The sequence below is a fragment of the Bacillus sp. JJ864 genome (genome assembly GCF_036963045.1).
In the GTDB taxonomy this organism is placed as follows: domain Bacteria; phylum Bacillota; class Bacilli; order Bacillales; family Bacillaceae_G; genus Bacillus_A; species Bacillus_A pseudomycoides_C.
This window is the reverse complement of record NZ_JBALLY010000077.1, coordinates 1-21,602: the sequence shown is the minus strand read 5'-3', so window position 1 is coordinate 21,602 and position 21,602 is coordinate 1. Positions and strand designations below refer to the sequence as shown.

General features: G+C 35.9%; 18 protein-coding genes and 1 pseudogene. 10 read left to right on the top strand and 9 right to left on the bottom strand.

The window, feature by feature from the left end; all coding sequences use genetic code 11:
* The first annotated feature begins 58 nt into the window (after window positions 1-58).
* The 3 genes from V7024_RS12825 to V7024_RS12815 all read left to right on the top strand — a co-directional run bounded on the left by V7024_RS12825 (window position 59) and on the right by V7024_RS12815 (window position 3,227).
* Entirely contained in the window at window positions 59-493 is a 435-nt protein-coding gene (locus tag V7024_RS12825) for a DUF3920 family protein (protein WP_335520515.1), read from the top strand.
* Window positions 494-731: 238 nt separating this feature from the next.
* Window positions 732-1,430, top strand: a complete 699-nt coding sequence (locus tag V7024_RS12820) for a pirin family protein (RefSeq protein ID WP_335520486.1) — start codon at window positions 732-734, stop codon at window positions 1,428-1,430.
* Window positions 1,431-1,577: 147 nt separating this feature from the next.
* Window positions 1,578-3,227, top strand: coding sequence for a M4 family metallopeptidase (locus V7024_RS12815; RefSeq protein WP_335520483.1), 1,650 nt, complete (start codon window positions 1,578-1,580; stop codon window positions 3,225-3,227).
* Window positions 3,228-3,268: 41 nt separating this feature from the next.
* Here the strand turns inward: V7024_RS12815 and V7024_RS12810 are convergent, their stop codons facing one another.
* From V7024_RS12810 to V7024_RS12800, 3 genes are all read right to left on the bottom strand, one after another.
* Window positions 3,269-3,583 (bottom strand): metal-sulfur cluster assembly factor, encoded by a 315-nt coding sequence (locus V7024_RS12810; protein ID WP_335520479.1) that lies wholly within the window; start codon window positions 3,581-3,583, stop codon window positions 3,269-3,271.
* Window positions 3,584-3,712: 129 nt separating this feature from the next.
* Complete coding sequence (locus V7024_RS12805) at window positions 3,713-5,404, bottom strand: methyl-accepting chemotaxis protein (protein WP_335520475.1); 1,692 nt, start codon at window positions 5,402-5,404, stop codon at window positions 3,713-3,715.
* Window positions 5,405-5,948: 544 nt separating this feature from the next.
* The gene (locus tag V7024_RS12800) at window positions 5,949-7,643 is read right to left on the bottom strand and encodes a methyl-accepting chemotaxis protein (RefSeq protein ID WP_335520472.1); all 1,695 of its coding nucleotides are present in this window, start codon (window positions 7,641-7,643) and stop codon (window positions 5,949-5,951) included.
* A 712-nt stretch (window positions 7,644-8,355) separates the two neighbouring features.
* On the opposite strand from V7024_RS12800, the pseudogene V7024_RS12795 reads away from it, so the two are divergent.
* Window positions 8,356-8,430: pseudogene (locus tag V7024_RS12795) on the top strand (transposase); the annotation flags it as partial.
* A 132-nt stretch (window positions 8,431-8,562) separates the two neighbouring features.
* Window positions 8,563-8,715, top strand: coding sequence for a hypothetical protein (locus tag V7024_RS12790; protein ID WP_335520469.1), 153 nt, complete (start codon window positions 8,563-8,565; stop codon window positions 8,713-8,715).
* A gap of 45 nt (window positions 8,716-8,760) precedes the next feature.
* Here V7024_RS12790 and V7024_RS12785 read toward each other — a convergent pair whose 3' ends face one another.
* From V7024_RS12785 to V7024_RS12775, 3 genes are all read right to left on the bottom strand, one after another.
* Window positions 8,761-10,455 carry a methyl-accepting chemotaxis protein gene (locus V7024_RS12785; RefSeq protein WP_335520466.1) on the bottom strand — a complete coding sequence of 565 codons (1,695 nt, stop codon included), beginning with the start codon at window positions 10,453-10,455 and terminating at the stop codon, window positions 8,761-8,763.
* A 215-nt stretch (window positions 10,456-10,670) separates the two neighbouring features.
* Window positions 10,671-12,365 carry a methyl-accepting chemotaxis protein gene (locus V7024_RS12780; protein WP_335520464.1) on the bottom strand — a complete coding sequence of 565 codons (1,695 nt, stop codon included), beginning with the start codon at window positions 12,363-12,365 and terminating at the stop codon, window positions 10,671-10,673.
* A gap of 421 nt (window positions 12,366-12,786) precedes the next feature.
* Window positions 12,787-13,104, bottom strand: a complete 318-nt coding sequence (locus V7024_RS12775) for a hypothetical protein (RefSeq protein ID WP_335520461.1) — start codon at window positions 13,102-13,104, stop codon at window positions 12,787-12,789.
* A 52-nt stretch (window positions 13,105-13,156) separates the two neighbouring features.
* Between V7024_RS12775 and metG the strand changes: the two genes are divergently transcribed.
* Both metG and V7024_RS12765 read left to right on the top strand, forming a co-directional pair.
* Entirely contained in the window at window positions 13,157-14,677 is a 1,521-nt protein-coding gene (gene metG / locus V7024_RS12770; RefSeq protein ID WP_335520458.1) for a methionine--tRNA ligase, read from the top strand.
* Window positions 14,678-15,022: 345 nt separating this feature from the next.
* A complete protein-coding gene (locus V7024_RS12765; RefSeq protein ID WP_335520455.1) occupies window positions 15,023-15,637 on the top strand; it encodes a DedA family protein in 615 nt (204 codons plus the stop codon).
* A 148-nt stretch (window positions 15,638-15,785) separates the two neighbouring features.
* Here V7024_RS12765 and V7024_RS12760 read toward each other — a convergent pair whose 3' ends face one another.
* Window positions 15,786-16,115 (bottom strand): hypothetical protein, encoded by a 330-nt coding sequence (locus V7024_RS12760; RefSeq protein WP_335520452.1) that lies wholly within the window; start codon window positions 16,113-16,115, stop codon window positions 15,786-15,788.
* A gap of 268 nt (window positions 16,116-16,383) precedes the next feature.
* Between V7024_RS12760 and V7024_RS12755 the strand changes: the two genes are divergently transcribed.
* Window positions 16,384-18,147 (top strand): methyl-accepting chemotaxis protein, encoded by a 1,764-nt coding sequence (locus V7024_RS12755; RefSeq protein WP_438824464.1) that lies wholly within the window; start codon window positions 16,384-16,386, stop codon window positions 18,145-18,147.
* A 523-nt stretch (window positions 18,148-18,670) separates the two neighbouring features.
* On the opposite strand, the gene V7024_RS12750 is transcribed toward V7024_RS12755, so the two are convergent.
* Both V7024_RS12750 and V7024_RS12745 read right to left on the bottom strand, forming a co-directional pair.
* Window positions 18,671-19,048, bottom strand: coding sequence for a DUF3938 domain-containing protein (locus tag V7024_RS12750; protein WP_335520446.1), 378 nt, complete (start codon window positions 19,046-19,048; stop codon window positions 18,671-18,673).
* Between the two features lie 242 nt (window positions 19,049-19,290).
* Window positions 19,291-20,184 carry a YitT family protein gene (locus tag V7024_RS12745; protein WP_335520443.1) on the bottom strand — a complete coding sequence of 298 codons (894 nt, stop codon included), beginning with the start codon at window positions 20,182-20,184 and terminating at the stop codon, window positions 19,291-19,293.
* 204 nt (window positions 20,185-20,388) lie between these two features.
* Between V7024_RS12745 and V7024_RS12740 the strand changes: the two genes are divergently transcribed.
* Together V7024_RS12740 and yidC are read left to right on the top strand one after the other, a co-directional pair.
* Window positions 20,389-20,673 (top strand): hypothetical protein, encoded by a 285-nt coding sequence (locus V7024_RS12740; RefSeq protein WP_335520440.1) that lies wholly within the window; start codon window positions 20,389-20,391, stop codon window positions 20,671-20,673.
* A 30-nt stretch (window positions 20,674-20,703) separates the two neighbouring features.
* Window positions 20,704-21,501, top strand: coding sequence for a membrane protein insertase YidC (gene yidC / locus V7024_RS12735; RefSeq protein WP_335520437.1), 798 nt, complete (start codon window positions 20,704-20,706; stop codon window positions 21,499-21,501).
* Window positions 21,502-21,602: the final 101 nt, after the last annotated feature.

Below are 21,602 nucleotides of genomic sequence, written 5' to 3'. Positions count from 1 at the left end.
AAAATAAGAGCCAATGTGACATATAAGTAACAGAGAGTAAAGAGAAAGGAGAATGAAAATGCAACTCCCATTTGAAAGGATATATCAACAAGCTGGGAACTGGTATGTACTTGATGATGATTTTCCATGGGATGTAAATCAAGTAAAGAGGGATGTTTTCTCATTAATTGAACGACGTGAGGTACCTGTTATTTTTTGTGATACGTGCGAAACGAATGATGTGTTAATACGATTAGGAGAAGAGGAAGAAGAATTTTTATTTCCTTTGAGCGGATTTTACCATAAAGAAAAGCGGCTCATTTTTGTTTGTATGTGGGAGAAGTATGAGGGCGTACTAGAAACATTGTTGCATGAGTTTCGGCACGACATGCAGCACGAACATAAGTTATTGTACGTTGGAGATGAAATGTATGAAAAGCGGTGGATTGAAAAAGATGCAAGGGTGTTTGCGAAGAGAAAGCTGAGAGAATATAGAAGAAGGTATGCGAACTAAAACATAGTGCGCACTATGTTTTAGTTTTTAACTTACAAAAATAAAGTAATTGACAATTATTAAGTATAGTTCTAAACTGTAGTTACAAAGCTAAGCAACACAATTTAATGAATTAGTACGAATCAGACAGGGGAGCATACAGTAGTAGTTCCGCTTGTAAGCAGCACAATTTTTTAAGTACAGTTCAAAAAAATTTTAAATAATTATCTCGAATTCGAGATAATATGAGGTGAAAAATATGTTTAAAAAAGTTGATCATAAACAAATGGGAAGAGCAAATCACGGTTGGTTAAATACACATTTTCATTTTTCATTTGCAGATTATTATAATCCAAATAATATGAGATTCGGTGCACTTCGTGTTATTAATGATGATTTGGTAGCAGCACAAACAGGATTCGAGATGCATCCGCACCGTGATATGGAGATTATTTCTTACGTAGTGGACGGAGCATTAACACACCAAGATAGTATGGGAAACCGCGGAACAATTGAGCGTGGACATGTGCAGTATATGAGTGCTGGAACAGGCGTCTTCCATAGTGAGCATAACTTAGGCGATGAAACATTGCGTCTTCTGCAAATTTGGATTTTACCAGACCGTACTGGTCATACACCAAATTACGGTGAATTTAAATTTGATTGGAATAAACGTGAGAATACATGGTTCCACATGGTTTCGCCAATTGATGGAGGTGCACCGATTGAAATTCATCAAGATGCAAACTTGTACTCGCTTGCTTTAGAAGAAGGAAAAGAGAGTACATTTTCAGTTGGTGAAGGGCGTCAAGCTTATTTAGTTCAAATTGAGGGAAGCGGCGTTGTGAATGGTGAAACGTTAGTAATGAGAGATGCAGCAGAAGTAATTGAAGAAGATATTCGTATTCAAGCGGCGGAAACAGCCCATTATTTAGTAATTGAAATGAAAAAACAATAAGTGTATTCCAATGGTAGCGTCTAAAGAGGACGCTGCTATTTTTTGAATATTCTGTCGAAATTTTCTAAAAAATCAAATAAAGGTTATTACTAATTCCCCTAGAATTGTATAAAAGTGTCAAAAATATAGGGATGGGGAGTGTTGGTTTTGAAAAAGAAGGTTTTATCTTCAACGGTAGCTTTGTCTATGGCTTTAGGAGCATTTGCGACATTAGGTACGTCACGTACATATGCAGATGAGCAAAAGATTCAATACAACCAAGAGTTCCAGACACCATCTTTTATTGGGGAAGAGTGGAAAGCACCGGAAGGATTAGATAAAAAAGAAACGGTGTTTGAGTATTTAAAGAGTAAAAAAGACATGTTTAAATTAGCAGGAAATATTGAGAAACATTTTGAAGTCGTTGGTGAAGAAAAAGATGCACAGGCAGAAACGACACATGTGAAGCTTATTGAAAAACATAATGGTGTTCCTGTTTATGGATCTGATCAAACAGTAGCGTTGGATAAAGATAACAATGTAAAAGCGTTTTTCGGGCAAGTTATCCCGAATTTAGAAGATAAAAATATTCCAGCGAATGCGAGCATTTCAGAAGATGAGGCTGTAAATGCTGCGAAGGCTGATATTGAGAGAGAAATTGGCAAGGTAGATAACTATGATGGCATTAAAAAAGACTTATATGTATATGAAAAAGATGGAAACTATTATCTTTCATATCTTGTAAAAGCATCCGTTTCAAAACCAGCACCAGGATACTGGCATTACTTTATTGATGCAACAAACGGAAATGTAATTGAGAAATATAATGCGATTGATCATATCACAGGGTTTGGATACGGCGTGTTAGGGAATCGAACAAGTTTTGAAATTGCACAGGACTCAAAAACTGGGGCTTTTCATTTATTCGATGGGAAACGTGGAAAAGGTGTTCATACATTTGATGCAAAAAATATGGATGAAAATTGGTTCAACTTATTCTCACAATGGCTTGGATATACTGGTGAAGAAATAGAAAGTAAAAATAAATTCTTCGAGGATAAAGCAGCTGTTGATGCGCACGCTAATGCTGAGAAAGTATACGATTATTACAAGAAAACATTCAACCGTAATTCATTTGATAACGAGGGAGCGAAGTTGATTTCTACTGTTCATGTAGGGGAAGGGTGGAATAACGCAGCGTGGAACGGTGTCCAAATGATGTACGGAGACGGTGATGGGGAAGTATTCATTCCATTATCAGCAGGACTTGATGTTATTGCACATGAGCTCACTCATGCAGTAACAGAGTACACTGCAAATCTAGAGTATAAAAATGAATCTGGTGCATTAAATGAATCGTTATCTGATATTATGGGAGCAATGGTAGACCGTGATGATTGGGAGCTTGGAGAAGATATTTATACGCCAGGTAAACAAGGTGATGCATTGCGTTCTTTAAGTAATCCAGCTTCTCTTCCAAATCCATTAAAGCCAAGTGAAGGCTACCCAGATCATTATAGTAAGCGTTACACAGGAAAGTATGATAATGGCGGAGTTCATATTAACAGCAGCATTAATAATAAAGCGGCATATTTAATTTCTGAAGGTGGTACGCATTACGACGTTGCTGTAAATGGCGTAGGCCGCGAAGCGACAGAAAAAATTTATTACCGCGCTCTTTCAAAATATTTAACTGCAAACTCAAACTTTAAGATGATGCGCCAAGCTACAATTCAAGCGGCTACAGATTTATACGGCCAAAATTCTAAAGAAGTACAAGCTGTAAAGAAAGCATATGATGCGGTAGGAGTAAAATAAGAAACGAAAAGACCTGACTCATATCAGGTCTTTTTTCTCGTTTAATCACGAATGCCTAATGCGATTTTAGCAAGCCGGGACATGCGATCTTTTGTCCATGGTGGGTTCCAAACAACATTTACTTCAATTTCGTTTAATTCAGGGACATTTGTTGCTAATACTTTTTTGACATCAGATACGATTTGCCCAGCCATCGGACAACCAATTGAAGTCATTGTCATTGTAATAACAGCATTCTGTTGTTCGTCAGTTGTAACGTCATATACTAACCCAAGATTGATAATATCGACGCCAAGTTCAGGGTCAATAACAGCTTCCAAGTTGGCATATACTTTATCTTCTAAAGTGTGAGACATAGTAGCACCTCTATTAATGAATGATATTTATTCTCATTATAGCGGATTTGCAGTGAAGATGCAGTGATCTGGCTCACAGTATTTTCTTATAGGAAAAAGCATTCCCTATAACAAGGAATGCTTTTGTTATTATTCAGTTTTAAATCGAGAAACGAGTGTATCGAGTTCTTCTACAACATGTTTCATCTGCTGCGATTTATCGGACATGTCTTTCATTACGTTTACTTGCTCTCCAGCAGAGCTTGCAGTTTGTGTTGTTTCTGCTGCTACTTCACCCGAGATAGAAGCAATATTATTAAGAGAAGCATTCATTTCTTCTGCACTTGCAGCCATCTCTTCCGCAGTCGCTGAGACTTCTTGTATTTGTGAAGATACTTCATTAATTTGTTCGACAATGGTTGCAAAAGAAGAACCAGCTTCACGAATGACTGTAATTCCTTGGGCAGCTTCTATTTGGCCATGTTCCATCATCGAATTTGCGTTTTTCGTATCATCTTGAATATGATGAAGCAGCTGGTTAATACCTGTTGCAGCAGTTTTCGATTGTTCGGCAAGCTTTCGTACTTCATCTGCAACAACGGCGAATCCTTTTCCTTGCTCTCCAGCTCGCGCTGCTTCAATAGAAGCATTTAATGCAAGAAGATTTGTTTGTTCCGCGATATTAGAGATCGATTGGACAGCTGTATCGATATACTCTGTATGAGTGATTAGACGTTCGACAACTTGAGATGTAGCATTCACGGCGTCATGAATTGTTGTCATCTGTGTAATGGATTTTTCGATTACTCGACTACCTTCAGTTGCACGATCAGAAGTTGTTACAGTCAGTTCAGCAACGGCGGAAGCAGACTGGGCAATACGCTGTACACTAACTGCCATATCATCCATTGCAGTAGAGCTTTCTTCGATACTAGAAACTTGTGATTGAATATGATGTTCTAATTCGGACATCGTCGTTTGGATAGCGGTTGTTGCACTCATAGAGATATTCGTTTCTGTTAGTATATTGTCAGAAGCATTACGTACATTTAATGATGTTTTCTGTACTTGTCCAATGATATATTGGAGGTTCTCTAACATTTTATTAAAGGAAGCAGCAATGGCACCAATTTCGTCATTACTTTTTACATGTAATCGTACTGTTAAATCCCCATCTTGAGAAGCAAGTTCTTTGAGCTTTGTATCAATTTCATAGATTGGTTTCACAAGTTTACCAGAGAACCACCAAGCTACGATAATGGCAATAACTGTACAAAGGATAAGAGAAATAAAGATAATAGATTTAACGAGTGAAGATGAATCTTTTATTTGTTGGACGAGCTGATCACACCTCGCATTTTCATCATTGCTATATTTGGTGAAATCATGGACTACTGTATGAACAGTTTTATTTTGTTCAGCGGCAACTTTTAGTGCCTCGTCCCACTTTCCTTCTTTAGTAAGAGGAATCACTTTTTCATTAATAAACTGACGCCACTGTGCTCCTAACTCCATTGTTTTTTTTATATTTTGAGGAGTCTTCGGATCGTTTAGTAGTTCTCCTTTTGTATCTTCTAATTGTTTGTCCATTTCATAAAATTCATCTAGTTCGGCAGGGTCATGCTGTAATAGATAATCTTGAAAGGCTAAAAGTTGTATTTGATATGCATCACCGCGTTCTAGTAAAAGTGTTGCTCTTGGTGCAACATCTTTTTGTAATGTTACGGCTATATTATTTTCGAGTTTGGCAAAGAAAAAAATAAAAGCTAATGCGATGCCAAATAAAGCGCAAATTGTACCTACTATAAACATCATTTTTTTACGAATGCTTACGTATTTCATAAGTATAAAATCCTCCTTTTATTAATTAATTTATAAAGATTAATTAATATTATGATTTAATATTATGACCTGATATTGGGAATTATAGCAGACTGTAGTATGGAAAGTAAGGGGAAATTTTTTTATTGATTTATGATGAAGGAATTGCATACCCTTCAGCCTAGAGGTACCGAGGGTTTTGAGAATATAAAAAACTGCTCCCAAATTATTAGTTGGGTCTAACAATTGAGGGGGCAGTTCATTTTGGGAGTTCCTTTTGTTTCATTTATGTGTATACATAAAATCTATTTTACATTTAATGAATAAGACCCATTATTAGAATACAGTTACAAAAGTAAATGTATTATCTACTTCAACAGGTGCAATTAAAACAGATGATTTAAAATTAAGTTACTCAGATGTGTTAGAAAAATAAGCTTGAACAAAAACTCCACTTTATTTTTAAAATCGTGCTATAAAAATGACATAGAATCCATATTCTATGTCATTTTTTGTGTGATTTATAAATTTTTAGGTTCCTATATGATTAGTAATATAAACCTGTTTAAGACTCTGTTTTAAAACGGGAAACAAGTGTGTCGAGTTCTTCTACAACATGTTTCATTTCCACAGATTTAGCAGACATGCCCTTCATTATGTGTACTTGCTTTCCAGCAGAGTTTGCGGTTTGTGTTGTTTCTGCTGCTACTTCATTGGAGATCGAAGCAATATTATTAAGAGAAGCATTCATTTCCTCTGCACTTGCAGCCATCTCTTCTGCAGTCGCTGAAACTTCCTGCATTTGTGAAGATACTTCATTAATTTGTTCTACAATTGCTGCGAAGGAAGAACCGGCTTCGCGAATTACTGTAATTCCTTGAGCAGCTTCTCCTTGGCCTTGTTCCATCATTGTATTTGCGGTTTTTGTATCATCTTGAATATGATGAAGCAACTGGTTAATACCTGTTGCAGCAGTTTTCGATTGTTCGGCAAGCTTTCGTACTTCATCTGCAACAACGGCGAATCCTTTTCCTTGCTCTCCAGCTCGCGCTGCTTCAATAGAAGCATTTAATGCAAGAAGATTTGTTTGTTCTGCAATATTAGAGATAGATTGGACAGCTGTATCAATATGTTTCGTATGAGTAATTAGACGTCCGACAACTTGAGATGTAGAATTTACTGCGTCATGAATTGTTGACATCTGTGTAATTGATTTTTCGATTACTCGAGCACCTTCATTTGCACGGTCAGAAGTAGTTACAGTCAGTTCAGCAACGGCAGAAGCAGACTGGGCAATACGCTGTACACTAACTGACATATCATCCATTGCAGTAGAACTTTCTTCAATGCTAGAAACTTGCGATTGAATGCTATGTTCTAATTCGGACATTGTTGTTTGGATACTCGTTGTTGCATCCATAGAAGTATTCGTTTCTTTTAATATGTTTTCAGAAGCAGTGCGTACATTTAAAGATGTTTTTTGCACTTGTCCAATAATATATTGTAGATTTTCTAACATTTGATTAAAGGAAGCGGCAATAGCACCAATTTCGTCATTACTTTTTACATCTAGTCGTGCAGTTAAATCACCATCTTGAGAAGCAAGTTCTTTTAGCTTTGTATCAATTTCTCGAATTGGTTTCACAAGTTTACCAGAGAAGCACCAAGCTACCATAATGCCAATAATTGTACAAAGGATAAGGGAAATAAGAACGATAGATTTAACGAGTGAGGATGAGTCTTTTACTTGTTTGATAAGCTGATCACACTTCGTATTTTCCTCATTGCTATATTTGGTGAAATCACGGCTTACTTTATAAACAGTTTTGTTTTGTTCAGCGGTAAGTTGTATTGCTTCGTCCCATTTTCCTTCTTTAGTAAGAGGAATTACTTTTTCATTAATAAACTGACGCCACTGTCCTCCTAACTCGATTGTGTTTTTAATACCTTGTGAAATACTTGGGTCGTTTAATAGTTGTCCTTTTGTATCTTCTAATTGTTTATCTAGCTCGTAAAACTTATCTAATTCGGTAGGATCACGTTGTAATAGATAAGCTCGAAAAGCTGAAAGTTGCACTTGATATGCCTCATTGCGTTCTATTAAAAGCGTTGTTTTTGGTGAAACATCTTTTTGTAATGTTACAGCTATGTTATTTTCAAGTTTGGCAAAGAAAAGAATAAAAGCTAATGCAATGCCAAATAAGGCACAAATTGTACCTACCATAAACATCATTTTTTTGCGAATGCTTACGTATTTCATAAGTATAAAATCCTCCTTTTAATATTAAATTATTAAGATTAATTAATATTATAATTTGATATTATTACCTGATATTGAAAATTATAGCAGACCTTAGTGTGGAAAGTAAGGAGAAAATATTATTTATAAAAAATATAATTCTTATTTTTGTATATTAATATTAAAAGTTGATTTACAGTAAATCGTTTAAAGATATTCTTATTTTACTGTAATTTTTCTTTGTTTCGTATGCAATTTTGCATACGAAAATATAGGCGGATGGCATGTGAGATGCTATTTTATTATACTGTAAACATTTTTTTTGCTATTTCTTGTGGGAATATTAGGTTAAAATGATTAGAGTTTATGAAAAGAAAAGGTTTATTGTTTTTTTAATATAATTATTTTCTGTTTGTAAAATATTACTATGGAAATTTTTATATACTTATAATAAGAATTTGGGATTTACATACCAAAAAGATAATGTTTTAATAACGATATGAGTTTTTTACATTCTTATATATATCCAAGTTAAAAAACGACATAAAAACCCCTTTCTTTTAGAGGAGGGGAGAGCATCTAGTCGGGTCAGGGCTTTTCCTGCCATATGCATTGTTTTATAGCGTGGCATGAATAATTTATTATTGTTTAAAGATATATATAGTGTGAAGAAACGGAATATTCGAAATTAAATCTACGACATTTGTATAAAGTATAGCTTTATTCCTAGTACCAGATACATCAATTATACACTTTGCGTTGGCAAATAGAGATCATCTTTAAAATGTGGAAATCACTCTTCGATATAAGATGTTTTCAATTCAGCATATTGTTTTACAAGAATAAAATCACTAAGTGTGGCAATAGACATTTACGACAAATGTTGTATTTTATGATGCAAGATATGATTCACCAAAGTCGCGTTAGGAACAATCATTTCGTGGAGTACTACGATAAATTAAAAATGCAACCTTATAACAAATGTCATAAAGTTGCATCCATTGCATGTGTGAATAAGTTATTGAAAGTGGCATTTCGTCTTATCGCACATAATCTATCTTACGATTATGAGATTGTTTCAACACCTTCGTAATCGTGTGAAGACCAAACGTTTGATTTTCGATTCTGATAAACCTGTTTAAGACTCTGTTTTAAAACGAGAAACAAGTGTGTCGAGTTCTTCTACAACATGTTTCATTTCCTCAGATTTACTAGACATGTCTTTCATGATGATTACTTGTTCTCCAGCAGAGTTTGCAGTTTGTGTTGTTTCTGCTGCTACTTCACCTGAGATAGAAGCAATATTATTAAGAGAAGCATTCATTTCTTCTGCACTTGCAGCCATCTCTTCTGCAGTCGCTGAGACTTCTTGCATTTGTGAAGATACTTCATTGATTTGTTCGACAATGGTTGCGAAGGAAGAACCGGCTTCGCGAATGACTGTAATGCCTTGAGCAGCTTCTATTTGACCTTGTTCCATCATTGAATTTGCAGTCTTCGTATCAGTCTGAATATGGTGAAGTAATTGGTTAATGCCTGTTGCAGCAGCCTTCGATTGCTCTGCAAGTTTTCGTACTTCATCTGCAACAACGGCAAATCCTTTTCCTTGTTCCCCGGCACGTGCCGCTTCAATGGAAGCATTTAATGCAAGAAGATTTGTTTGTTCTGCAATATTAGAGATCGATTGAACAGCTGTATCGATATGCTCTGTATGAGTGATAAGACGTTCGACAACTTGAGATGTAGCATTCACTGCGTCATGAATTGTTGTCATCTGCGTAATTGATTTTTCGATTACTTGACTACCTTCAGTTGCACGATCAGAAGTCGTTACAGTTAGTTCAGCAACGGCGGAAGCAGATTGGGCAATACGTTGTACACCAATTGCCATGTCATCCATTGCAGTAGAACTTTCTTCGATACTAGAAACTTGCGATTGAATATTATTTTCTAATTCAGACATTGTCATTTGGATATCAGTTGTTGTGTCCATGGAAATCTTTGTTTCTTTTAGTATGTTGTCAGAAGCACTTCGTACATTTAACGATGTTTTTTGTACTTGTCCAATGATATATTGGAGGTTTTCTAACATTTGATTAAAGGAAGCGGCAATGGCACCAATTTCGTCATTGCTTTTTACAGATAAACGTGCTGTTAAATCCCCATCTTGAGAAGCGAGTTCTTTGAGCTTTGTATCAATTTCCTGAATTGGTTTCACAAGTTTACTAGAGAACCACCAGGCTACCATAATGCTAATAACTGTACAAAGGATAAGAGAGATAAGAACAATAGATTTAACGAGTGAGGATGAATTTTTTACTTGCTCGATAAGTTGATCACACTTCTTATTTTCGTCATTGCTATATTTGTCGAAATCCCCTATTACTTTAAAAATAGTTCCATTTTGTTCAGCAGTAATTTTTGCTGCTTCGTCCCATTTTTCTTCTTTAGTAAGAGGAATCACTTTCTCAGTAATAAAATGACGCCACTGTGCTCCTGACTCCATTGTATTTTTGAGATTTTCCGAAATACTTGGGTCGTTTAATAGTTGTCCTTTTGTATCTTCTAATTGTTTATCCATTTCATAAAACTTATCTAATTCGGCAGAATCATGTGTTAATAGATAACCTCGAAAAGCCGAAAGTTGCACTTGATATGCTTTATTACGTTCCATTAAAAGCGTTGTTTTTGGTGCAACATCTTTTTGTAATGTTATTGCTACATTGTTTTCACTTTTGGCAAAGAAAAAAATAAAAGCTAATGCGATGCCAAATAAAGCACAAATTGTTCCCATCATAAACATCATTTTTTTACGAATGCTCACGTATTTCATAATGATAAATCCTCCTTTTGATAATTAATTTATAAAGATTAGTTGATATTATGATTAAAAAGTGCTTTATTCCGAGTGACATCGAAATAAAGCACTTTTTGTTCCTATAGAAATTATAGCAGACTATAGTGTAGAAAGTGAGGAAATATTTTATTATTTATTTATAAGAATTTACTTTTCTCCTCTGTGTATAAGTCGCTTTTATACAATCTTGTTTACGCCTCGGTTCTAAAACGAGAAACGAGCGACTCAAGTTCTTCTACAACGTGTTTCATCTGTTCAGACATAATAGACATGTCGTTTATTACGTTTACTTGCTTACCAGCAGAGCTTGCGGTTTGTGTGGTTTCTGTTGCTACTTCGTGAGAGATAGAAGCGATATTACCGAGGGCGGTATTCATTTCTTCTGCACTCGCAGCCATTTCTTCAGCAGTTGCTGAAACTTCCTGCATTTGTGAGGATACCTCATTAATTTGTTTGACAATGGTTGTAAAAGAAGAACCAGCTTTTTGCATAATTGCAATTCCTTCAGCAGCTTCTATTTGACCTTGCAGCATCATCGTGTTTGCAGTGCTTGTATCATTTTGAATATGATGAAGCAATTGATTAATATCTGTTGCAGCTGTCTTCGATTGTTCTGCAAGTTTTCGCACTTCATCTGCGACAACAGCAAATCCTTTTCCTTGTTCCCCAGCGCGTGCTGCCTCAATTGAAGCATTTAATGCAAGAAGGTTCGTTTGTTCGGCAATATTAGAGATTGCTTGTACAGCATAATCAATCGATTTTGTATGAGCAATCAGGCGCTCAACAACTTCCGATGTTGCGTGAACAGCTTTGTGGATCGCACCCATTTGTGTCATAGACTGTTCGATTACGTGACTACCAACATCAGCTTGCTCCGAAGTTGCTACAGTAAGTTCTGCAACAGTAGAAGCTGATTCAGCAATACGTTGTACACTAACGTTCATATCATCCATTGAGGTAGAGCTTTCTTCAATACTAGAAACTTGAGAATGAATACTATGCTCTAATGTCTGCATCGTTGTTTGGATATAGGTCGTTGCGTCCATAGACTGTTTCGTTTCTGTTAACATATTTTCAGAAGCTATTTTCACATCTGAGGATGTTTGTTTCACTTGATTAACAATAGTTTGTAAGTTGGACAGCATGTGATTAAATGATGCTGCAATATCACCAATCTCATCATTGCTACGTATAGGAAGACGAACTGTTAAGTCACCGTCTTGAGATGCTAGTTCTTTTAATTTAGAATCAATCTCCCGAATAGGTTTTACAAGTTTACCAGAGAACCACCATGCTAGTATAAGAGCTATTATTGTACATAGGATAAGTGACAAGAAAATAGTGAACTGCATAACGGTTGATGAGTGCTTTATTTGATTTATTAACTCATCCCGCTTTGCATTTTCTTGATCTGTATATTTTTTGAAATTAGCTAAAATGGTATCGCCAATTTCGTTTTGCTGCAAGGCAATTTTGCTTGCTTCCTCCCATTTTCCTTCTTTTGTAAGAGGAAGAACTTGGTTATCCATTACGCTACGCCATTTTCCTCCCATGTTAATGGTATCTTTCATTTCTTGTGGGAGACTTGTATCGCTTGTTATTTTTTCGCGTGTATCGGCTAATTGTTTTCCCGCCTTATTAAACTTTTCTAGATCTTTTTCATTGTGCGCCAATAAATAGTCATGTAAGCCAGAAACTTGAGCTTGGAATAAATCACCGCGTTCTTTTAAGATAGTTGCTTTGCGAGAAACATCAGATTGTAATATTTCTGCTTGGTGTGCTTGACTTGTAGAGAAAAATAAAATTACTGCTAAAGCAATGCTAAACAATAAGCAGACGCTTAGTAGCATAAAGATGAGTTTCTTGCGAATGCTCACGTACTTCATTTATACCCCGCCTTTTATCTTTTTACTAGGATTTTTACATATTTTTTAAAAAGAAAACGCTTTATCTCTTGCGCTGGGAGGGCATTGTCATGAGACAAAGCATGCATGTAAAAATTATAACAAACAGTATAAAAGAGAGACATAGAGAGAGGCTTTTGTTCGAAAAATGTATACATTTATATATAGGAGTTTTGGAGGTTTATAAATATAAAAATATGTATTGTATTTCTAAAATAGATGCTGTATAATCCTAATTGTCTGATAATGATTATCATTATTATCGATATGTGTGTTGTTATACCTTTTTGGGTTGTGTAGTCCCAAAAACCAATTGTCCTATCTAACAATTGGTAATCTCTTATCTCAACTTATAACTACTATACACAGAAGAAAAGCTCTCTTCATTTTGAAGAGAGCTTTTCTATATATTTTTGGCGATGAGTGTATATAGTCCAGGGATACGGTCTTCCGTTCCTTTCGGGGCATGAGGAGGAAAGACCCATTTTTGCTTTGCGCCACATTCTTCTGTGAGTTCCTTGATATGAAGGCCTGCCTGGGAAATGCTTGTTACGATTTCTCCTAATGTCCATCTGCGGATCATGTTTTTTGGTAAAGCGATACGCTCTGCTTCTGATAAGAGCATATTATAGGCTACATCTACCTCGATTACATCTTTTTGAAAGTAATCCCCGCTTGCAATTACTTTGTTATCTTCTACTTGTAGCAGTTTTGTATACATGGGGTGATAGTCTCGTAAAATAAATGTGCCGCCGTGTTTTAGTAATTGAGAAATGATTGTAAATACAGGAAGTGATTGTAACGGTACACCGATTACGATTCGTGCTAAGCAGGAAGGGGTAAGTGTAAAAACAATTGCGGATCGCTATCATGAAGAATTTGAACGATGTTTTCAGGAGCTAGGTTTTTCATACAATTATTATGCTCGTACGGACGCTGCCTCTCACCATCAAGTCGTTCAGAATATTTTCTTAGAGCTTTTAGAAAAGGGACTTATTTATAAAAAGACAGTAGAGCAAACATACTGCGAGACTTGTGTCCAATTTTTACCGGATCGGTATGTGGAAGGTGTTTGTCCGCATTGCGGTGCAGGTACACGCGGTGATCAGTGCGATGCATGTTCCGCTATTTTAGATCCGCTAGATTTATTAGAGAAAACATGTAAATTGTGCGGCGCCACGCCGACAATTAAGGAGACAGAGCATTTTTATTTTGCATTAACGTCATTACAGCAGAAGCTAGAAGAATATGTAGAAACAGTAAAGCAAAGCGGTACGTGGCGTGAGAACGCTGTAAAATTAACACTGCGTTATTTACAAGAAGGTTTACAAGACCGTGCTGTTTCAAGAGATTTACCAATAGGTGTGAGTGTTCCTGTTTCCGGATACGAAGATAAGAAGGTGTACGTGTGGATCGAGGCTGTGTCTGGGTATTATTCAGCAAGTAAGCAATGGGCGCAAGAAACAAATAGTGATGATTTACCATTTTGGCAAGAGGATGCCCGAACGTATTATGTGCACGGCAAAGATAATATTCCCTTTCATACAATTATTTGGCCGGCTATTTTACAGGGGATACAAGTAAAAGCATTACCTGAATATATTGTTTCAAATGAATATTTAACAGTTGAAAAAAGAAAGTTATCGACAAGTAAAAACTGGGCCGTTTGGATCCCGGAAATTTTGAAGGAATATCATCCTGATTCAATCCGCTATTTTTTAACTGTAAATGCACCAGAAAATCGAGATACAGATTTTTCATGGCGGGAGTTTATTTATAGTCATAATAGCGAATTGTTAGGAGCGTACGGGAATTTTGTAAATAGAACGCTGAAATTTCTTGGAAAATATTATGAGAACACTGTACCAACTGGTCAAATGAATGAAGAAATTGAAGAAAAGCTAAAAGAATTATACGTTGAAGTAGGAGGATTCATTGAAAAAGCGCATTTTAAACAAGCGCTGGAGACGATTTTTGAGCAAGTTCGCTATGCAAATAAATATTTTGATGAAAGGCAGCCGTGGAAACAAATAAAAGAGGATAAGACAGCGTGCGATGACACGATAAGAAACTGTATTCACTTCATCGTGAATTTTGCGCAAGTATTAGAACCGTTTCTTCCGTTTTCGTCCGCACAAGTGCAGCAAATGTTAGGAGTTTCAAAGAATGGATGGAACTATACGAGTGAAAATCCAATTCGTATTTTGAATGTATCACCGTTATTTGAACGGATTGACGTGAAGAAAATTGCGGAAGAAGTTGAAAAACTGAATGAGTCTTTCAATGGTATATAAGAAGTGGGAGTTGCTTTGGTTCAATCATTTTTAATTTTTCGACATAGAAATTGATGTTACACAAAATACAACATGAATGCTACTGGCTTTCTTCTTTTGTTTAAAACCACGCATGTGGTAGAAAAAGGCCCTGACCGCCACTATGCATGGCCAGATGCTCTTGTCCTCTCCTAAAAAGAAAGGAGCTTTTATGTCGGTTTTTTAACTGAAAGTGATCTCCTTACAAAAATGTAAGCTTATTGTAAGTTATTACAATAGCAGATTTCTAGAAGATTCTATACAATAAAAGTAAGAAATAAGTACGTGATAGGAGATTGCATATCAGCAAGAGAAGGAGAGATCGACATGGAATGGATTCATGAATTATTCCAACAGTACGGATACTATGTTGTACTCGTTGGGCTGCTGTTAGAATATATAGCACTTCCGTTTCCGGGAGAGCCAACATTAGCTTATGCAGGATATTTAGCGCATACGGGTGAGTTGCACTTACCATTATTAATCTTTTTCTCTTTTTTAGGGACAAGCGTTGGGATGACAATTCAATATTTTGTAGGGAACAAGCTCGGTATGCCGTTTATTCAAAAGTACGGAAAATATGTTTTTTTAACGCAGCGTAAAATTGATTTAACAAGAAAGTGGTTCGATAAGTATGGATATTTCCTAGTATTTATTGCATTTTTTATTCCTGGTGTGCGCCATTTTACAGGATACTTTGCAGGGATTATTAATTTACCATTTCGCCGCTTTGCGATAACAATTTATTGCGGGGCATTATTTTGGGTATCGTTCTTCTTAGTAGGTGGTTATTGGTTAGGTGGCAACATAGATGCTATTTTTGGATTGCTTGAAGATCATATCGGAAAGATTATTATGGGTGTTGTTGTGATTGTGGCGGTAAGTGTAGCTGTACGATTCCGTAAAGAAATTAAGCGCGTGTTTGTACACACAGTAAATTAAAATTATCCATTTCATGTTGAGAAAGGCAGTGCTTAAAGAGAAGCACTGCCTTTTTGTGTAAGTCAGCTAGTTTGTTATTCATTATGTATTTTTGAAAATCTAAAATTAGACTAAGCAACAACATCGGTAAGAACAGAAATGTATGTAGTTATAATATAAAACCAGAGATAACAGAGAACCAAAAAGCAGTATTACATATTTGTATAAAGCTCATTATGAGCGCTGCTTTTTTCTTTTTTAATACACTTATAACAAAAAGTAAGGTATAAAGGATGATAAGAATAGTCCAAAATGGAGTGATGGAAATTGTAATAGGTAGTGACTCTTCAGGTATTCCAAGAACGAAGAATAGAATAGGCATGAAAATCATGAAAAAGGGAATACAGGCTAGCAGAGTAAATAATACATTTTTATCACGAATACCTTGAATTATTAGTAGCAGTGCAAACAATATAATCGACAAAAGTAATAGCACCATAATATGTACTCCTTTATAATAAATAGTGTAATTTTACACTTTTATTATAAAGTATAGCATGGAAGCTGTAAATATTTTTTATTATGAATTGTTCGTCATCTAAAAGCAGGGGATTTTTAGGCCGTTTTTTCAATTTATACTTATATAGTATGTGCTTTTATGTTATATACATAATATAACGTATTTTGAATTTTAATTAGTAAGATTATCGGGTATTTTAAGTTTTGTACATTTACAATTTAAAGATGCGAGGGCTCTTTAAAGTTTTATGTATCTAATATTCTGTATGTTTAAATTTAACAATAAAAGGAGAACTACTATGAGCTTACGAACACGAATTTTAGGAATTGTATTTGTAGTCATCCTAGGGCTGGCGAGTATGAATTTTATATTTTTATATTTTACTGCGAAAGGAACTGGCGAACAAACAATTGGCGAATTAGGGAAGATTCAAGTTGAAGCAATGAAAAAGCAATTTGATAAAGACACATATGAATTGTGGTTACAAGATCCTCAAAAAAACGACGCATATGAAAAGCTGCGAACTACATTAAATGAAATGCGTGAATATAACGGTGCATTATATGTATATACGCTGAATTTTAAGAAGGATGAAGCAAATATTATGATTGATGGACAGCCAAGTTCCGAGGAAGCTTCACCGATTGGGGAGAAGTCTGATAGTAGTCAGGCAGAAATCAAAAAGCTGCAACAAGGTGAATGGGTATACAGTCCCATTATAAATGATGAAAAATATGGGAAATATATGTCCGTTCTTGTGCCGTTGCAAGATGAAAAGGGACGAGTATATGGAGCGATTGGAATGGATATAAAAGCTTCTGTTGTTGATACGATTATGCATAACTTGTTGGCAGATCGAATGGTGAAACTCGGTCTTATTAATATAGGAATTGTTGCCGCTGCCTTTGTATGTTTGTTCTATTTTATTTATCGAGGTTTAAAGCCACTTCATATGTTGAAAGAAGAAACGAAACGAATTGCAGAAGGTGATTTAAGAGAACTTCGCATCTCATCTCGTAAGAAAGATGAGATTGGACATATGATTCGTTCTTTCGGATATATGATGGAAAATTTAAGAGGAATATTGCAAGGTGTGCAGAAGGCTACACACTCTGTAACGCAAACATCGGAAATGTTACTTTCTTCTACACATGTGATGAAAGAACAGAACCAGACCATTTTATTGTCGAGTCAAGAAATTACAAATAGTAATGCGCAAACTGTTTCTTCGATGGAACAAGTTTCGAGTGCGATGCATTCTTTTGAAGAAGAAATACGCGGTGTTGAACATGCAGTAGGAGATATGAAAAGTATTTCGCAAGCGATGGCACAGGCTGGCGAAGAAGGCCAGGGAATGTTGCATAATACAGTTATGCAAGGAAAAGAAATGAAAGAGACGTTCTATCAGTTTGAAGATACAGTCAACTCTTTATTAACACAAGTAAGTCATACGGGAGAAATTCTATATACAATTGAAGATATTGCGGCGCAAACGAATATGCTATCCTTGAATGCAGCTATTGAAGCAGCTAGAGCGGGAGAGTCGGGAAGAGGATTTGCGGTTGTGGCAGAAGAAGTGAAATTGTTAGCGGACCGTACTGCGGAGCAAACAGGAAATATTCGTCAGTTAATTTATAAGATGCAGCAAGAAGCATCTGGTACGACAGAACAACTGTCGCAAGCGTTGCAGCAGTACGATGCGCAGTTCAATCAAGTAAGCATCGTAGCGGAACAAATGAAGGCACTGCAATATATTTCAAACGAATTAAATAAGTCACTGCAACATGTGATCGAAAAAATGGAAACGATGAAACAGCAGCAGGGCGTGATTCATACAGAAGTATTGTCTGTTACGGCTGCAAGTGAAGAAACAGCTGAAGCTACTGAGGAAGTAAGTGTTACAATAGAAGAAGTGGCAAAACATATGAATGTGTTTACACAAGAAGTACAAGAAATGGCAACACAAATTCATGGATTGAGTGAACAAACGAAGCGCTTTACACTGTCATAAAGTGAAACCTGTATTTATAGTGATTCAGTTGAGAAACTAAATGTATAAGTAAAAAAAACGACATACCCCCCCTTTCTTTTAGAGGGGAGAGAGCATCTGGCCATGCATAGAAGCGGTCAGTGCCCTTTCCTGCCACGTGCAAGGTTTTAAACAAAGGGAGCAAGCCAGTAGCGGACATGATGTATTCTGTATAGCAGTGAATTATATGTCGAAACATTAAAGTAGATTTATATATAAGGAAAAAACGACATAATCCCCCTTTCTTTTAGAGAGGAGAGAGCATCTGGCCATGCATAGAAGCGGTCAGTGCCCTTTCCTGCCACATGCAAGGTAAAACAAAGGGAAAAAACAAGTGCAGGCTCTTCTGCATAGCCGCAATCTATATGTCGAAAAATTAAAATGGATATATATGATATAAAAAGACCATCCTTTTTCAAAGTGAACTGAATAAGGATGGTCTTTTATTTGTTATTACGCCCACTATTTCTATAAGTTAGTGGTTATTTGATATGGCAAGAAATGATTATGAATTGCTTTCCGCCTGAACAGGACTGTCATCTTGTAGTAAATCAAAGATATCTGCCATGCAAAATGCGATAAACCACGTCCATAGACCGTGGAAGAAAGCTGTGCTAAGCTGCAGTGGTAAGTCATAATTCGTTGTTGAAAATGAGATGCAAGCGCCGACGATACCGATCATTATTAAAAGTGTCGTTTTTCTAGCATTTTCTGCTGAACTAAAAAGGAAGAAAATAAACGAACCAAATACGGAAGCGCTTACAATAGAATCGATCCCATTAATATATACATTTTCACCAATATGAATATTTGTCCAAAAGCATAAGAAACCGCCTGCTATGGCAAATAATGTTGCGATTATAAGTTTAATTTTTTTGTTCATATGTTCTACTCCTTTATCATCATCATTTGAATAGGAGAACCAATATATAAATCAAAATCTAGATTTATATAAGAATGAAATAAGATGCTATATGTATTGCTTACTTTTATGATATATACATAGTATAACATGTTTTAGATTGGAATAAAAATAATTATCAGATATTTTGAATTTTGGCGTGCGTTATCCAATGATATCATAAAGTGAAAATAAAAACGCAAGGACATCATCCTTGCGTTTTGTTATATACGTTTAAATCGTCCGACTACTTCTACCGTTTCTGTAATGTTCATAAAAGCATGACGATCAACGTGCCTTATCAGACGTTTAATTTCTCCTAGTTCATAGCGCGTAACAACTGTGTAAATCATTTTTTTCTTATGATTTGTATATCCGCCGACAGCATCAACCATTGTTACACCGCGAATTCCGTTTTGGAGCAGAGCTCTTTTCACGATATCTCCTTTTTCTGTAACGGTCATCACTGTTAATTTAATGTGCTTCGTATGAATGGAATCGATTACTTTACTTGCTACAAATCGGCTGATCAGTGTGTAAAGTGTAATATCCCACCCGAAAATAAAACCAGCAATTACAAGTAGAATAAGGTTAAAGGCAAAAATAATAGAACCAATTGAAATATCTCTATGTTTTGCAACAATTAACCCAATAATATCGAATCCGCCCGTCGAAGAAGCAAATCGGAAAATGATTCCTGTTGCAGCCCCGCACAGCACGCCGCCAAAGACAGAAGATAATAAAATATCATCTGAGATTTGATGAACGGGAATGACATTCATCGCAAGCGTCGATATAGTAACGAAATATGCTGTTAAAAAAGTTGTTTTCTTTCCTAAGTAAAAATAGCTAAGAAAGAGAAGTGGAATGTTTAATAAAAAGATGAGTGCACCAATGTTGTAGTGCATTAAATAACCGATAATCATCCCAACGCCAGTAAAGCCGCCACTAATCATGTGATGTGGAATAAAAAACATATTCATTGAAACCGCATAAAAAGTTGAAGCAACTAAAATAACAATTAGTTGAATTATAAATTCTAAATGCCATGTTTTTGCAGCTGGGAATGATAAAAAGGCGGTATCGGGAACGTAATCGGCGTCTCCTAGTTGGCCCATGTCTGTTTTCATCTCCATATTCTTTTTTGTTTACAAGAAGAGAATAATGCTTTTTTCACCAACTGACAATAGTTTTATTATTATGCAAAAATTTTATAAAATTTTTACAACTTAAATGCAGGTATAAAAACATGAATATGTAAAATATAAGGAATTTACATATTGAATTAGTATGCTATAATCCTGTCATAAGGATGTGAAGAGATGGAATTTCTGTTGCAAGATGCAATGTTATATATATCTGTTGTAACAACAGCACTTTGTTTATTAGAAGTTTTGTTTCTCACTAATGTTTCGCGTTTTGTACGCCAACAAACATATAGAGGGAGACAGAAAGCTTTCGTATGTGTTGAAACGTGCGATAAGCATGTAGGGAATATTTCGTTTTTCTCTGTCTTTTATAAACATGGAATGGCCCGCTCAGTCCGCAGGCAAGAAGCAAGTGGAGAGAGTGATGATGTAGGTCCGTATATACCAATGTTTCGCTAACGAATTATGAAACATTGGAGGAATATATATATGTTTAAATCATACCGAGCTTGGCTCGTAAGTTTATCATTATTACTTGTTGTTGTTTTATCAGGGTGTGGTAATGCAAATGCGAATGCAAATGCAGCACCAATTGATGCGAGTAGTCCTGGATTTTGGAATCACTATATTGTATATCCAATTTCTGTTATGTTGCAGTTTGTGGCGCACCATTTGCCGAATCATAGCTTTGGGATTGCCATTATCATTATTACGATTGTAGTTCGTACGATCTTACTGCCACTGACGATTACACAATATCGCAGCCAATTAAAAACAAAGAAAATACAGCCGGAACTTCAGAAATTGAAGGAAAAGTACGGAGATGTTACGAAAAATCCGGAGAAACAAAAGCAATATCAACAAGAAACGATGATTTTAATGAGAACGAACGGTGTGAACCCAATGATGGGATGTTTACCACTCTTGCTGCAAATGCCGGTTTTCTCAGCATTGTACTATGCCATTAGTCATACGGAAGAGATTCGTACAGCTTCTTTCTTATGGGTAAATTTAGGACATCCAGATCCTTATCACATTTTACCTGTCCTTGCTGCTCTGTCAACATTCCTGCAGATGAAAGTATTTCAATCTAATATGACAGGAGAACAAAGCCAAGTATTGAAAGTTCAGCAGTTTATGATGCCGGCAATGATTTTATTTATGGGATCTGCTGCACCGTCAGGACTCGTCTTGTACTGGATTACAAGTAACTTATTTACTGTCATTCAAACTGTGCTATTAAAGAAAGTAATGGACCGTGAAGATGGACAACTGCAAGAGGCATAAGAGAAGATCGTTGTTATGATATAAAGAAGGAGTTAACCTAAAATACTGCTTTAGCAGGATTTTGGTTAACTCTTTTTCTTTAGCGTGCCCAGCTAAGCTGG

Coding starts and splice junctions, on each gene's coding strand:
- V7024_RS12825 (WP_335520515.1), top strand. CDS start 59: ATGCAACTCCCATTTGAAAGGATATATCAACAAGCTGGGAACTGGTAT.
- V7024_RS12820 (WP_335520486.1), top strand. CDS start 732: ATGTTTAAAAAAGTTGATCATAAACAAATGGGAAGAGCAAATCACGGT.
- V7024_RS12810 (WP_335520479.1), bottom strand. CDS start 3,583: ATGTCTCACACTTTAGAAGATAAAGTATATGCCAACTTGGAAGCTGTT.
- V7024_RS12805 (WP_335520475.1), bottom strand. CDS start 5,404: ATGAAATACGTAAGCATTCGTAAAAAAATGATGTTTATAGTAGGTACA.
- V7024_RS12800 (WP_335520472.1), bottom strand. CDS start 7,643: ATGAAATACGTAAGCATTCGCAAAAAAATGATGTTTATGGTAGGTACA.
- V7024_RS12785 (WP_335520466.1), bottom strand. CDS start 10,455: ATGAAATACGTGAGCATTCGTAAAAAAATGATGTTTATGATGGGAACA.
- V7024_RS12780 (WP_335520464.1), bottom strand. CDS start 12,365: ATGAAGTACGTGAGCATTCGCAAGAAACTCATCTTTATGCTACTAAGC.
- V7024_RS12775 (WP_335520461.1), bottom strand. CDS start 13,104: ATGTATACAAAACTGCTACAAGTAGAAGATAACAAAGTAATTGCAAGC.
- metG (WP_335520458.1), top strand. CDS start 13,157: ATGATTGTAAATACAGGAAGTGATTGTAACGGTACACCGATTACGATT.
- V7024_RS12765 (WP_335520455.1), top strand. CDS start 15,023: ATGGAATGGATTCATGAATTATTCCAACAGTACGGATACTATGTTGTA.
- V7024_RS12760 (WP_335520452.1), bottom strand. CDS start 16,115: ATGGTGCTATTACTTTTGTCGATTATATTGTTTGCACTGCTACTAATA.
- V7024_RS12755 (WP_438824464.1), top strand. CDS start 16,384: ATGTATCTAATATTCTGTATGTTTAAATTTAACAATAAAAGGAGAACT.
- V7024_RS12750 (WP_335520446.1), bottom strand. CDS start 19,048: ATGAACAAAAAAATTAAACTTATAATCGCAACATTATTTGCCATAGCA.
- V7024_RS12745 (WP_335520443.1), bottom strand. CDS start 20,184: ATGGGCCAACTAGGAGACGCCGATTACGTTCCCGATACCGCCTTTTTA.
- V7024_RS12740 (WP_335520440.1), top strand. CDS start 20,389: ATGGAATTTCTGTTGCAAGATGCAATGTTATATATATCTGTTGTAACA.
- yidC (WP_335520437.1), top strand. CDS start 20,704: ATGTTTAAATCATACCGAGCTTGGCTCGTAAGTTTATCATTATTACTT.